The sequence below is a fragment of the Streptomyces sp. NPDC087310 genome (assembly GCF_044744405.1).
Lineage (GTDB): Bacteria > Actinomycetota > Actinomycetes > Streptomycetales > Streptomycetaceae > Streptomyces.
In genome coordinates, this window is record NZ_JBIUYF010000007.1 from 1 (window position 1) to 13669 (window position 13669).

The 13669-nt window shown below is 70.1% G+C and carries 11 protein-coding genes and 1 riboswitch; of the genes, 3 read left to right on the forward strand and 8 right to left on the reverse strand.

Features of this window, described 5'->3' with window-relative positions:
• Window positions 1-171: 171 nt before the first annotated feature.
• Window positions 172-465: a hypothetical protein gene (locus ACIO3P_RS25905; protein WP_329825848.1), complete on the reverse strand. Its 294-nt coding sequence runs from the start codon at window positions 463-465 to the stop codon at window positions 172-174.
• Between the two features lie 363 nt (window positions 466-828).
• Here ACIO3P_RS25905 and ACIO3P_RS25910 point away from each other — a divergent pair, with 363 nt between their 5' ends.
• Window positions 829-1560 carry an SDR family oxidoreductase gene (locus ACIO3P_RS25910; RefSeq protein WP_401853987.1) on the forward strand — a complete coding sequence of 244 codons (732 nt, stop codon included), beginning with the start codon at window positions 829-831 and terminating at the stop codon, window positions 1558-1560.
• Window positions 1561-1662: 102 nt separating this feature from the next.
• On the opposite strand, the gene ACIO3P_RS25915 is transcribed toward ACIO3P_RS25910, so the two are convergent.
• From ACIO3P_RS25915 to ACIO3P_RS25925, 3 genes are all read right to left on the reverse strand, one after another.
• Window positions 1663-2994, reverse strand: coding sequence for a cytochrome P450 (locus tag ACIO3P_RS25915; protein ID WP_401853984.1), 1332 nt, complete (start codon window positions 2992-2994; stop codon window positions 1663-1665).
• 196 nt (window positions 2995-3190) lie between these two features.
• Entirely contained in the window at window positions 3191-4654 is a 1464-nt protein-coding gene (locus ACIO3P_RS25920) for a glycoside hydrolase family 76 protein (protein WP_401854055.1), read from the reverse strand.
• Between the two features lie 426 nt (window positions 4655-5080).
• A riboswitch (cobalamin riboswitch) is annotated at window positions 5081-5140 on the forward strand.
• 170 nt (window positions 5141-5310) lie between these two features.
• Window positions 5311-6978: a hypothetical protein gene (locus ACIO3P_RS25925; protein WP_401853981.1), complete on the reverse strand. Its 1668-nt coding sequence runs from the start codon at window positions 6976-6978 to the stop codon at window positions 5311-5313.
• 235 nt (window positions 6979-7213) lie between these two features.
• On the opposite strand from ACIO3P_RS25925, the gene ACIO3P_RS25930 reads away from it, so the two are divergent.
• Complete coding sequence (locus ACIO3P_RS25930; protein WP_329825131.1) at window positions 7214-9085, forward strand: CASTOR/POLLUX-related putative ion channel; 1872 nt, start codon at window positions 7214-7216, stop codon at window positions 9083-9085.
• Window positions 9086-9158: 73 nt separating this feature from the next.
• On the opposite strand, the gene ACIO3P_RS25935 is transcribed toward ACIO3P_RS25930, so the two are convergent.
• From ACIO3P_RS25935 to ACIO3P_RS25945, 3 genes are all read right to left on the reverse strand, one after another.
• On the reverse strand, window positions 9159-10313 hold the full coding sequence (locus tag ACIO3P_RS25935) for an MFS transporter (protein WP_401853976.1): 1155 nt from the start codon (window positions 10311-10313) through the stop codon (window positions 9159-9161).
• Between the two features lie 288 nt (window positions 10314-10601).
• Window positions 10602-11495 carry a dihydrodipicolinate synthase family protein gene (locus ACIO3P_RS25940; protein WP_401853973.1) on the reverse strand — a complete coding sequence of 298 codons (894 nt, stop codon included), beginning with the start codon at window positions 11493-11495 and terminating at the stop codon, window positions 10602-10604.
• An 82-nt stretch (window positions 11496-11577) separates the two neighbouring features.
• Window positions 11578-12345 (reverse strand): AraC family transcriptional regulator, encoded by a 768-nt coding sequence (locus tag ACIO3P_RS25945; RefSeq protein ID WP_401853970.1) that lies wholly within the window; start codon window positions 12343-12345, stop codon window positions 11578-11580.
• Window positions 12346-12490: 145 nt separating this feature from the next.
• On the opposite strand from ACIO3P_RS25945, the gene ACIO3P_RS25950 reads away from it, so the two are divergent.
• On the forward strand, window positions 12491-13132 hold the full coding sequence (locus tag ACIO3P_RS25950) for a permease prefix domain 1-containing protein (protein WP_401790455.1): 642 nt from the start codon (window positions 12491-12493) through the stop codon (window positions 13130-13132).
• A 169-nt stretch (window positions 13133-13301) separates the two neighbouring features.
• On the opposite strand, the gene ACIO3P_RS25955 is transcribed toward ACIO3P_RS25950, so the two are convergent.
• Window positions 13302-13634 (reverse strand): PadR family transcriptional regulator, encoded by a 333-nt coding sequence (locus ACIO3P_RS25955; RefSeq protein ID WP_329825136.1) that lies wholly within the window; start codon window positions 13632-13634, stop codon window positions 13302-13304.
• Window positions 13635-13669 lie beyond the last annotated feature (35 nt).

Sequence of the window (13669 nt, forward strand, 5' to 3'; positions counted from 1 at the left end):
ACGGCCCCGAGGCCGACGGGACGCGGATTCGCGTACGGCGCGGCACACACCTCCGTTACGCCCTGAACGAGAACCCCATGAGTTTCTGATCAATAGGAGCCTCTCGGAACTCGCCCGGCTTGCAGTGCTTCAGGCGAGCGGACTCACGGAGCACTCCATCGATTTGCTCTGTTATGCGGTAGACGTCGTCCGCGACCATTCGCTCCAGGTTGGCCGCATACGCTTCTCCGTTGCGATGGCCGCAACCAGACATAAGGTCGATGGCGATGCGTAGCCCGTCGGATGCCACTTGTTTGAGGGTCGATGAGCATCGAGGAGGACCTTCTTGAGGGCGCCGAACGCGTTCTGCTGGGTGGCCAGTCCGACCTCGCGTTCCTCCATCCCCATGATGAAGTCTTCGATGACGGTGGAGCTGAAGGTGTTGATCCTGCGGGTTTCCAGCGCCGGAAGGATCTGGTTGTCCAAGAGCTGGTTGGTTGCGCGCTCCGGAGTGGGGTCCGGCGATACCGATGCCGACCTCGTGCTGACATCTCTGACGCATCGTCAGCTCCCTGTGGGGTGGTCCGACGCGGCGGGCTGCTGTCCCTTCCAGTACCGATCCAACCCGGCCAAGTGGCACGGCATGCGACGTGAGCGCGGAAGGCGTATGCCACCTGTCGGAGACGGTCGCGCCGCGGATCGGTTCCTGGCCGGTTCCCGGCCGGTTCCCGGGGTGGCGCGGGCAGGCCGCCCGAGCGATCGAGCCGGCCCTTCCGTTCCCGCAGGTTGAACTCCTCCGGACCAGCGCGTCTCGTCGGCCGGGCTGGAGGCCGAGGGCAGCATGGCCCCATGAGCGAACGAACGATTGCGCTGGTCACCGGCGCGAACAAGGGAATCGGCTACGAGATCGCGAAGGGCCTGGGCGCCCTGGGCTGGAGTGTCGGTGTCGGTGCCCGCGACGATCAGCGCCGTACCGCCGCGGTGGAACGACTGCGCGCGGACGGTGTCGACGCGTCCGGCGTACCGCTGGACCTGACCGACGACGCGAGCGTGACCGCCGCCGCACACCTGATCGAGGAACAGGCCGGGCGCCTCGACGTCCTCGTCAACAACGCCGGCATCACCGGCGGCATGCCACAGGAACCCACCCAGGTCGACCCCGCCACCATCCGGACGGTCGTGGAGACCAACGTGATCGGCGTCATCCGCGTCACCAACGCGATGCTGCCGCTGCTGCGCCGCTCCGCCTCGCCGCGGATCGTGAACATGTCGAGCAGCGTCGGCTCCCTCACCCGGCAGTCGGGAACCGACGCCGAGCGGACGGTGGGCCCGGTGTCCGCGGCGTACTCGCCGTCGAAGACGTTCCTGAACGCCGTCACGCTCCAGTACGTCCGGGAGCTGAGCGGCACGAACATCCTGATCAACGCCTGCTGTCCCGGCTATGTCGCGACCGACCTCAACGGCTTCCAGGGCGTACGCACCCCCGAACAGGGCGCGGCGATCGCCGTCAAACTCGCGACCCTGCCCGACGACGGCCCGACCGGCAGGTTCTTCGAGGACGCGGGCGAAGTGCCCTGGTGACGCACACGGCGGACCTCACCCGCGGTCCGCCGTGCGGTACTTCGTCAAGCGCGCTCATGGCCGGACGGTCTGTCTCGGGGGGCCGACACCGGCACGCTCGCTTCAGGTACGGGGACGTACCGAGGTCGCGGGGGTGGGGCCGTCGGGGCGGACCGTGATGCCGAACAGCGCCTTCGCCGGGGTGGCGGAGAAGGCCAAGGTGTGGGCAGGCAGCAGGTGTTCGAGGAGGACGGTCGATTCGCGGAGCGCGAACTGGAGACCGAGGCAGGCGCGAGGGCCGATACCGAAGGGGAAGTAGGCCCCCGGGTGGGCGGGCCGGCCGTCGGGGGTGGTGAAGCGCTCGGGGGCGAAGTGCTCCGGGTCCGGCCACAGTTCGGGGTCGCGGTGGGTGAGGTAGGGGCAGACCAGGATGTCGGTCCCCGCCTCGACGGTGTACCCGGCGAGGGTGTCGTCCTCGGCGGCGTGGCGCGGCAGGATCCAGGCGGAGGGGTAGAGCCGGAGCGTCTCGTGGACCAGGGCCTGAACGGCCTGGCGACGCTGCTCCGAGCCCTCGCCGCCGGCGGCGAGGGCTTGTTCGCGGGCGGCGGGGTGCCGGTCGAGGAGCAGATAGAGCCAGGTCAGGGTGGTGGCGGTGGTCTCGTGCCCGGCCACCAGCAGTGTGACCATCTCGTCGCGGATCAGCCGGTCGGTGTACTCGGGGCGTTCGGCGGCGGCGTCGGTCAGAACGTGCAGAAGGCCGGGCCCGTCGGGACCGGCCGCCCCGCCGCGGGCGGCCTCGACGGCGTGCCGGGCGACCGCGTCGATCCGGGCGAGATCGGCGGCGACGGCGTCGTGGGAGTCGGTCACGTCGGCGGGCAGAGTGGGGAGGGCGGTCGCCACGGCGGCCACGGCGTCCAGTTCGCGCTCGGTCCCGTCGTCCAGGGGGTGTCCGGTGAGGGAGCGCCAGATCGCGTCCAGGGCGAAGCGGCGCATCTCGCGCCCGACGTCGAAGGTCTGTCCGGTACGGGCGTATCCGTCCCAGCGTTCGGCGGTGGTCCGGGCGGCCCCGGTGATCCGGTGTTCGTAGCGGCGCATGCCGGGGCCGGTGAACTGGGACTGCAACAGGCGGCGTTGGGACTTCCAGGCCGCACCGGTGGCGGAGAGGACTCCGTCACCGATCAGCAGTCGGGCGCGGTGGGAGCGCTTGACGTACCGGTCCGGGTGCCGGGCGAGTACATGCTGTACGGCCCCCGGGTCGGTGACGAGAACGGTAGGCGCCGGCCCGACGCGGAACGCGGCGACGCCGCCGAACCGCTCGCGCACCTGGGACAGCAGTTCGACCAGTTCACCGCCCTCCGACCGCCACCGCCGCACGAGTTCGGGCTCGGCCTCGGGGACGGCTCGTCCCGTTGCGGGTACCCGCGTGAGCGAGTCGGAGGTGGCTTCGGCGTCCATGGTTCCTCTCCTGGTCGACCGTGCTCGGCCCTGATGGAGCGATCGCGCCACGGACTTTACGGGAGCGGGCGGAGCCGCGGGACGCAAACCGTCGGGGCTGTGGTCGCCGGTGTGGCCGCTTCGGGTGGCACGTGGGCTTTCTCCAGGAGCGCCCTGCTGGGGGTCCTGCCCTGGATCGGAGCCAAGGACAGGGCTGTCAGGGCGCCGCGTTCAGCAGGTCGAGCGCGCTCTGCTGGCGTGCCGCGTCCGTCGTGTCGAGCGGTCCGTTCCAGCGCAGCCCGTACTGGCCGAGCGGATTGCGGTCACGGGCGTACGCGGCCTCCGCCTGCCTGGACAGATACGCCGTGTAGGGATGGTCGGCGAGAGCCGCGTTGAGCTTGCCGAGCCCGCGTACGTGCGCGCCCTTGAAGGACGGGCCGTCGGCCCCGCAGTCACCGCCCTCGCACGGGTCGCGCAGGATGCCGCCGGTGTTCAGGGACGAGGAGGTGGTGGCCGCGTCGGCGATCTGTCGCGCCGTGGTGAGGAGAGCGGCCTCCTGGGTGGCTCGGTTCAGCTCCGTGAGCGCTCCGAGCAGCACACCCTGGTTGTACGACCAGACGGCGGCGCCGTTGTTGCGGCAGGTGGACAGATCGATGCCGTCGTTCACCAGGCGCGAACTGTTGACCATCCCGGTCCCCTGGAACCACGACCAGCCTGCGCGGGCCCGGCCCAGATAGACGGTGTCGCCGGGGACACGGTTGTGCAGTGCCGCGTTGAGCTGGATGTAGAGGGAGTTGGCGATGGCGTTCTTGTAGGTCTTCGCGGTGCTCCACCACACACCGCCGCCGCAGACACCGTCCCAGTAGGACGCCATGTGATCGGCGTCCGCGCGCGCGGTGTTCAGATACCGGCTGTCGCCGGTCGCGTCGTACGCGGCGATCCAAGCCAGCCCCCACCACCCGGTGTCATCGATGTAGTCGTTGCGGAACTGGCCTCCCTGCGCGTTCAGTTGGCGATCGTAGGTGCGGGCGATGGCGTAGCGGTAGCTGGGCATTCCCGAAACGCGGATGTTGTCGATGACCGCGGTGAGCGCGTTGGCCGAGTTCCACCAGCCGGTGGTGTCGAACAGCCCGGTGCCGTTGTTGTAGAACTGCATCTGCGCCGTGGCCGCGGCCGTCCGGCGGTCCCACGCGTTCCAGGTCGTACGCGCCCAGGGTGTGCAGGCGATGTCCGTACGGTCGCCTGCCTTGCCGCAGGCGCGCAGCGCGCCGACCCCGTTGGTGTTCCAGTCGTCCACGTTGTACATGAGCGTGCGCCAGCCGCGCTGTCCGGCGGGCACGGTGGTGGCACCGAGGCGGCTGCCGGAACTCCAGGTGCGCCCGCCGTCGAAGGACCGGTCGAGCCAGACCTCGTCGCCGGGGCTGCCGTTGTCCGTCGAGGCCCAGCCCATCGCGTCCTGGTCGTCGAAGTGGAGAACGATCGAGCGGGAGAAGAGCGTGGTGGAGACGGGGGCACGGTCCTGTGGCGAGAGCGCGGGGTCGCGCGCGTCGCAGTACGTGTTGCAGATGGCCGCGGTCGGGGCGGCGCCCGCGGCCGGGGTCACGGCCGCAGCCGGGGTCACGGCTTGTGGGTTCAGGGCAGCGGGAAGCGCCACGGCGAGCAGCGCCACCAGATGACGCATCCGGACTGACAACGTTATCCACATGGGCGGCTCCGGGATCGACGGGGCGGCTGAGAGCGCTCCCGGAACGTATGGCAATGGCGTGCCCACGTCAATGCGTCCTGAGCCTCGCCCGTGACCTGGTACACGTCGGCCGGCAGTTGGGGTGCGAGGACTTCGGCGGGTGGGCCGAGTCGGGGAGGTGGTGCCCACCCTGCGGTCCTTCAGGCCGAGGGCGAGCATCAGTTCGGCGGGGTGCTGGTGGGTGGTGACCACCCGCGACGGCGGCCTGTCGTAGGTCGTCCTCACACCGGCTTCCTGGTTCCCGTCGCGGCGATGACCTGGCCATATCGCGTTCCTTCGGGTTTCCGGCAAAGTGCCCTCTTGCTGACAGCGGGGAGAAGAGGGTGGAAGGATGGCCGGAGCAACAAGGCGACGGCGGTCAGAGGAAGCCGGTGGGAATCCGGCACTGACCTGCAACCGTGAGCGGCCGTCGGGCCGGGAGTCCCGCAACTGACGTGCTGGAGGGCGGCACGGATCTACGGGATCTTGATACGGACAGCCCCGCGCCCCGGAAACACCCGTCCGAGGACCGTCGGGACAAGCAGGCGCCTCCGGGGCCTGAGCGGCGCTGAGGCCGGCCGAGGAACGGCGGGGCCGGCCTCCGATGCCCAGGGTCAGTCGGCGGTGCGGTGTCCGCGTCCGCGGGTGGCGGCCAGGAGCGCGGCGCCCGCGGCGAGCGCCGCGCCGCTCGCCCAGAGGGCGGCCGACGCGCCGCCGGTGCCCGTGGCGGCCAGCATGCCCGGGGCGACCGGGGCGGTCCGGGGTGCACTGATGGTCTGGGTGTGTGGCTGCTTGCCGTTTCCGCCGGCGGCGCCGTCCGGGCCGGGCGCCCCGCCGCTGCCCCCGACGTTCTTCACCCGCACCGTGAACTGGGCGGTGTTGTTGGCCTGGTGGGTGTCGAACGTCAGCTCCCCGCCGTTCACCGACATGGTGCGCATCGTGGCGCGGGTGGTGGCCGGTGCGTCCTCGGTGACGCGCAGCGTGAACGGTAGGTCCACGGCCTGGCCCACGGCGAACGGCGAGCGGGTCGCGCACATGTACTGCGGGGCTCCGGGGCGGGGTTCGTCCGTTCCGAGGTCGGTCCAGAGGCGGCAGCGGTCGGGGACCTTCACCGCCGTGGTGCCCTCGGGAATGTCGACCAGCAGCCCGATCTGGTCGTCGGAGGTGAGGAGGTCGAAGGTGGCGGGCCCGTCGTTACGGAGCTTCGCCGTCAGCGTCACCTCCGTGCCGGGGCCGGCCTCGGCGGTGACGGAGTCGCCGGTGACAGCGAGATCGGCGGTGTTGGCGGCGTTGATCTTCCACATCCCCTGTTCCGTCACGGTGCCGGGCGGGGGCGCTTCGCCGTCCGGCACCAGCGTGAGCACAGGTGCTTCGCCGCTCTGGCCGGAGCTCCTGGATCCGCCGTCGCGCGGGTCCGCGGTGGTGGGGGCGGTGTCGGTCAGCGGCTTCACCCGGTAGTCCAGGAACTCGAAGAGCGCCGTCCCCTTGACATCGAGGCCCACGGAGGTCGACAGCCGGTAGCGCTTGCCCGGTTCGACCGGTGTGCCGATCCGGCACACGGCGGAGTCCAGCGTCCGCCCATGACCGGAGGGCAGGTCGTCGGTCGTGCCGTAGGCGCAGTTGGCGAACCGCGGTGCGAAGCCGAGGCCCTGGGTGGTGGTCAGCTTCAGTTCCACGCCGGACGCCGGGAGCGAGCCCATGTTGGCGACGGTGATGGGTGCTTCGAGCGAAGTGCCGGGCTCCGCACCGTCCTTCTGCGGCAGCCGGTTGACGACCAGTTCCACGGTGCCGACGGTGACCTGCACGGTGAGGGACGCGATCGTCGCGTTGGAGGACGTCGCGGTGAGCCGGGCGGTCCCCGTGGTGCCGAGCGGAGCGTCCGGCTTGGCCAGCAGCTCCAGGAGGCCGCCGGCGAAACCGTCCGCCTCGATGTCCCTGACCGGCCAGGAACACAGGTTCCCGGGGCAACTGACGCCCATGACGTCGGCGAAGGCGGAGATGCCGGACACATCGATGGTGACGACCACATCCTCCGCGGTGCCCCCGTCGGGATCGCCGGGCAGACCCCAGCCGATCTGCGCCGGGTCGCCCGGGTAGACCAGTGGTTGCGGCAGACCGATCTTGTCCCGGGAGACGGTGAAGTTCAGTTCAGGACTGTGCCGCGCGGCGCTGCTGCCCGATGGTTCGGCCTGGGCGGGGGCGCCGATGAGCCCCACGCCGAGCAGGGCGACCGCGATGGCGGTCAAGGCGCCGAAGCGCCGACGCCGTCCAGGAAACGACATGTCGCATACACCCTTCCGTTCGTTGGAAGTCTTCTGACGGACGCCTGGTGTGACAGATGGGTGCGGCGAATGGTTGTGCGGCATCGGCTGTTCCAGGGATCCGTGCCGCGTTCTGCGTGACTTTGTCACCGCGATTGGCGTGGTCAGGGGCGGGGCGACACCCTCTGATGGGTAACACGCCGTCCGGAGAACCCTGTTGGGTACGGCGGCGGATGGAGACATGGAGGATTTCGGCATGCGCAAGACGCTGCGGGAGCGGCTGCGGTACTGGTTCGACGGAACGATGGACCGCGGCACCCCGGCGCTGATCGGTTGGCTGGGGCTGGCCTCGTTGGCACTGATCACCCTGGTCTCCAGCACGGTGGTGGTGCTGGCCCGCCAGGACACGGAGGAGAACGGCGGCTGGCCGGGCGTCGTCTGGATGAGTCTGCTGCGCACCCTCGACCCGGGCACGATGGGCGGGGACACCGGGCAGCCGCCGTTCCTGATCCTCATGCTCACGGTGACCATCGGCGGGATCTTCATCGTCAGCGCGCTGATCGGTGTGATCACGACCGGTCTGGAGACCCATATCCAGGAACTGCGCAAGGGCAAGTCACAACTGATCGAGCGCGGTCACACCATCGTGCTCGGCTGGTCGGACCAGATCTTCACGGTGATCGCCGAGTTGGTGGAGGCCAATCAGAGCGAGCGGCGCTCCTGCGTGGTGATCCTCGCCGACCGGGACAAGGTCGACATGGACGACGAGATCCGGCGGCGCATCCCGAACACCGGGAAGACCCGGGTGATCTGCCGCTCCGGCAGCCCCCTGCAGCGCGAGGACCTGGAACTGGTCAGCCCGGACACCGCCAAGGCGATCATGGTGCTGCCGCCGCTCACCGAAGACAGCGATATCGACGTCATCAAGGTGCTGTTGCTGCTCAACAACCGTAGATGGCCGGGGCGGCGCCCCAACGTGGTGGCCGCGGTGCAGAACTCGACCAACCTGGCGGCGGCCCGGCTGGCCGCGGGCGATGCGGCGCTGGTGATCGACGTCGACGACATCGCCGTACGGCTGATCGTGCAGGCACACCGGCAGTCCGGGCTGTCCACCGTCTTCAACGAACTGCTCAGCTTCATGGGCAACGAGATCTACCCCTGGAGCGAGCCGGCACTGGCCGGTGCCACCTACGGGGAATCGCTGACGGCCTTCGAACGCGGCGTCCCCGTCGGCCTGCAACGGGAGGACGGCAAGATACAGGTCAACCCGTCGATGAACACCGTCATCGAAGACGGTGACCGGCTGCTGATGGTCGCCGAGGACGATCTGCTCATCGAGGTCGCGGCGGGCCCGCCCACGATCGTACGGTCGGCGATCACCACGGCCGAGGTTCCGGAGCCGTTGCCCGACCGGACGTTGATCATCGGCTGGAATCCCCGTGCGGCGAAGATCGTCTCGCTGCTCGACCGTCTGGTGCAGCCCGGATCCGCGGTGGACATCGCGGCCCCCCGGCAGCCGGGGGAGGACCTGACCGGGGGACTGGACAACCTGACGGTGGGCTTCAAACACTGCGACCCGGTCAGCCGGCCGTCGCTGGAGTCCCTGGAACTGGACGGCTATCGCCATATCGTCGTGCTCACGGACGACACGATCGACCCCGGCCGGGCCGACGACCGCACCCTGGTCACCCTGCTCCATCTGCGGGACATCGAGATCCGGCTCGGCGACCCGTACTCGATCGTCACGGAGATGAACGACGACGCCAACCGTGAGGTCGCGCAGGTCACCAAGGCGGACGACTTCATCGTCAGCACCAAGGTGATCAGCCTGCTGCTCACCCAGCTCAGCGAGAACCGCCGGCTGGACGCGGTGTTCGCCGACCTCTTCGACCCCGAGGGTTCGGAGATCTACCTCAAACCGGCGCCGAGCTATCTCCTCCCGGGAACCGAGGCGAACTTCGCCACCGTGATCGAGGCGGCCCGGCAGCGCGGCGAGACCGCCATCGGCTACCGGCTCGCGGAACACAGCGACGAACCGCCGCTGTACGGGGTGCGCCTCAACCCCTCGAAGACCGCGCCGCTGGCCCTGCGCGAGGGTGACACGGTCGTGGTGCTCGCGGAGGACTGACTGATCGTCCCGCCATGGGACCGCGCGCCGGGCCGGTCCGGGCCGGGCGCGAAGCGTGCGTCCGGTCGGAAGGTCAGGTGGCGGTGAGGGGGGTGTCCTCGGCGGGCGCAGGTTCGGCCTGGACCGGTTCGCGCAGGAAGGCGGAGAGCAGCATCGCGAGCACCGGCACGGTGGCGAGCACGGCGAGTGCGCCTCGGGGACCGTAGTGGGTCGCGATGATGCCCAGCAGCGGCATGAACAGTCCGCCGGCGCTCATCGCGAGGCCGAGAGTGACGCCGGCGGCGGTTCCTGGCCGGCTGGGCAGGTAGTCCTGGCCGAGCTTGATGAGGACGGCGAACGGGATGTTCGAGATCAGGCCGACCAGCAACGCAAGTGGCAGCGCGACGTATTTGTCGTCGCAGATCAGCATGAGCCACAGGGCGGGAAGCATGGCGGCGTTGCCGATCTGTACGGTGCGCACCATGCCGATGCGGTCCGCCAGCCGCCCGCCGAGCAGCGTGCCGGCCACCCCGCCGCCGAGTTCCAGCGTCAGCGCGAGACCACCGAGACCGCTGCTCGCCTCCAGGTGGCGGATCCAGTACAGCGAGATGAAGGTGTTCAGTCCGGTCGAGATGGTGGACCGCACGATCTCGACGGCGGTCAGGGCCGCGAACCGGCCCGGCCGGTCCTTGCCCTGGCGCTGCTCCTTCTCGACCGCCGCACCGGACGTGCGGTGGTGATGGCGCAGCAGGACGAAACCCATGAGGACGGCAGGTGGGATGAAAAGCGCGGTCGCGCCCATCCCGAGGGTGTCCAGGGCCGGTGTGACCAGCGCCGGGGCGATGAAGAACCCCACACTGCCGCCCGCGGCGAAGTAGCTCATCGCGGTGGCACTGCCCCTGGCCGCACGGCGCGCGTCGCGCCCCGCGGGCGGATGGAACATCGCGATACCGACACCCGCCATCAGCAGGAGGGCGAAAACCAGCGGGTAGGAGGGCGCCAGGCCGGACAGGCCCGCCCCGATGCCCGCCAGGCTGATCCCCAGCGGCGACATCCATCGCAGCCGGAACCGGTCGGCGAGCAGTCCGATCGGCACCTGCGGCAGCGCACTGCCGAGCGTCGCGGCGAGTGCCAGCCCCGAAGCCTGCACATAACTGAAGTCGCGCTGCAGTACGAAGTAGGGGACCGCGGCGGGTACGAGACCCTGGTAGAAGTCGTCGACGGCATGGGCGCCGGCCCAGACCCGCATGCGACGCCAGTGCCCGGGTGGACCACCGGGCGCACGGGGGGTACCTGTTTTCTGGATCGTTGTCACACATTCACGATGGGCGGGGGCACTCTGGGCGCGCTTCCCGTATTCCGCCTGTCCATGCCGTAAATCCGCCACGAGCCCATCGCGCCGACCCGTAGCCGACCAGTGCACGGCTCCGTGCGGGGGTGCCGGTGAGCGCGATGAGCAGTGTCCCGTCGCCCGGAGCGCAGGGGGTGGCGACGTTGAGAACCGGCGGGCCGTGCCCTCTCTCGCGCGCTGCCCCGACTACGCGTGGAGTCCAAGGTGTTCGAGCACCTCGCGGAGCTGGGCGCGGTCGCCGGCTTCGAGGCCGCGCAGGGGCAGCGGGAGGCTGTGGGGCGGGGTGAGGCCGGCCTGTGCGGCGGCTTCGGCGATCACGCGCAGGGAACCGTGCCGGGCGAAGAGGTCCCACAGCGGCTGAAGGCGCCGCGACTCCGCGCGGGCCTGTTCGGCGTTGCCGGACTGCGCGGCCCGTGTGATCGTCAGAGCCGGTTCGGGGAAGGTGCCGGCGAGCACGGAATACCAGGCGTCGCAACCGGCGTTCAGCCCGGTCGCCCCGAAGGCGTCACCGCTGACGCCCACCGTCGCGGTCCCGGGCAGGATCCGCCGCAGCCGCTGGACACGTGCCCGGGCCGCCGCGGGGTCGGCGGGGACACCCGGGATCTTGACCGATGCCACGTGCGGCAGTTCGGCGATCCGCGCGTAGAGCTCGTCGGTGAAGGTGAAGTGGGTGGTGCCCGGGTTGTCGTAGACCACCAGGGGGACCGAGAGGTTGGCGGTGACGTCGGCGAAGAGCCCGAACACGTCGTCCTCGGTCAGTGGTTGATACGAGAGCGGTGCCAGCAGCACGCCGGACACCCCCGCGTTCTGCGCGTCCTCGGCGGCTTCCAGGACGTGCCGGGTACGCAGTGCTCCGATGCCAACGATGACGGGGGTCCGCCCGGCGTGTTCCACGGCGATGCGGGCGGCGCGGGCGCGTTCCTCGCGGGTCAGGTAGGCGTACGACCCGGTGGAGCCCAGTGCCCCGATCGAGTCGGCTCCGGCAGCGGCGAGCCGGCCGACCAGAGCGGCGAACGCCTTCTCGTCGATACCGGCTTCGGTGATCGGGGTGAGCGGAAAGGCACTGAGGCCGGTGAACATGGCATTCTCCCGGGTAGTTGTACGGGCGGGTGTGCGGCGGGACCGGCTCATCCCACAGGGGCGGTCCGCAACCAGGGCAGGCTCAGTGTGACCGTAACCGCGCCGACGGCTGGTGCAGATGTGTCCCGGGGGTGTGTCCGAAGGTACGGCGGAAGACATCGATGAACGCGCTGGCGGACGACCAGCCGCATCTGTGTGCCACGGTGGTCACGGGGGTGTTGTCGGCGAGCAGGACCAGTGCCTGATAGAGGCGCAGTTGGGTGCGCCACTGCGGGAAGGTCATGCCGAGGTCGGCTTTGAAGAGGCGGGAGAGGGCGCGGTCACTGGCGCCGACCTCTCGGCCGAGCGCGGCCAGGGTGCGGTTGTCGGCCGGATCCGCCCGCAGGATCTCGCACAGCGCCCTCAGCGGAGGGGCGGTGGGGGTGGGCAGGTGCAGAGGCTGTTGGGGCGAGGTCCGGAGCTGGTCGAGCAGGACGGACCGTAGCCGTCCGCGTTCGGGAGTGTCGTCGTACGGGGTGTGCGTGTAGACGAGGATCAGCTCGCGCAGGAGCGGCGCGACCGCCAGTACGGTCGGCTCGTCGAGGCCGAGCGGGTTGTCGCTCGCGGGCAGGCCGACCAGATGCAGTTCGAGTTCGCCGTGGGCCTGGTGGGCGTGCACGGTGCCGGCCGGTACCCAGATGGCGCGTGTGCCCGGCGCGATCCATGAGCCGGTGCTGGTCGTCACGGCCAGCACTCCCCGGCCCGCGTAGACGATCTGATGGTCGTCGTGGCGGTGGGCACCGATGGCGGCTCCGGACGCCAGCCACTGGGTGCGGGTCGGCGCCACGGGCGCGTGGCGGATTTCCATCATTGGTTGTCATTTTATCGGAAGGCCCCGTCCGGGAGAAGGATGGCCGGTTCAGGGGCACCTCAGGGATTTCCCTGATCGGCGGGTGTCCCGAAATCCTTACACTCAGGGAGAACGCACGCGGCGAAGGAGTTCCAGGGGGACCCGGGTGATCGAGCGATACGTCGCCGAGTTGAACGAAGCCTTGTGCGGCCCGCGGACGGTCAAGGCCGACCTGCTCGCAGAGGCACGTGACGGGCTGATCGACGCGGCCGAGGCGTACGAGGAGACGGGTCTGGACCGTGCGAGCGCCGAGCGGCGTGCGGTGGCCGACTTCGGACCCGTCGCCACCGTCGCCCCCGACTACCAGACCGAGTTGGCGCTGGCTCAGGGCCGGCGTACCGCGGTGCTGATCTGCGCCGTCCTGACGATCCAGCCGGTTGCCTGGTGGATGCTGCTGAGTCTGGTCGGCCACGGCACGGGCACCGCCAACGGCGCAGGGTACGACCTGGTCAACTCCGTGGTGCGGTGGACCGGTGGGGGCGCCATCGGCATGGCGCTGGCGGTCGCGATCGCCACCGGCTCCGGAGTGCGCCACCTGGGCCCACGCCGCGGGCTCGTCCGTGCGGCCGGTTTCTTCGCGTTCGCCGTCTGCGCCGTGTTCGCCGTGCTGGGTGCGCTGCTGACGTTCTACAGCACGGCCGCGGAGTCGCTCCTGGGCGTGACGGGTCTGCCGATGACGGCCCTGTTGCTGGGCATCCCGCTGGTCGCCATCGCGGTGTCGGGCCGGCGCTGTCTGACGGCGGCCTGACCACCGCCGGGCCGGGGCCCCTTCCGGCCGGCCCCCGTCGTCGCGTGCGACATCCGGGGGATTCGCCCGGCACTTGACAGTCGCCGCCCGCGGCCCACCTGTCCTCCGCCACCCGGGCACGCCCGGGCGTCGGCAGGGCCACCGCACATGCCGACCGCTCGCTCCGCCGTCAGACCGTCGCCGATCCCGGACGCAGGATTCCGTCGACCATGGCGGCGAAGTCTCGCCATTTTGTTCGTTCGTCGGCCAGCGCGCGCCTGCCGGCCGAGGTGAGTTGGTACGTGCGACGGCGACGGCCGCTCACCGTGCTCCACTCGCTCTCCACGAAGCCCGCACGTTCGAGTCGCCGCAGCGCGGGATACAGCGACCCGGTCGGCAGCTCAAGAGCTCCGCCACTGCTCACCTGTAGGGCCTCCATGACCGCGTATCCGTGCAGGGGCTCTGTTTCGAGTGCCGCGAGGATCAGCGCGTCCAGATGGCCCCGCAGCGCTTCAGACATCATGTAGACAATCTACTCCACGTGCTAATGTCGATCCT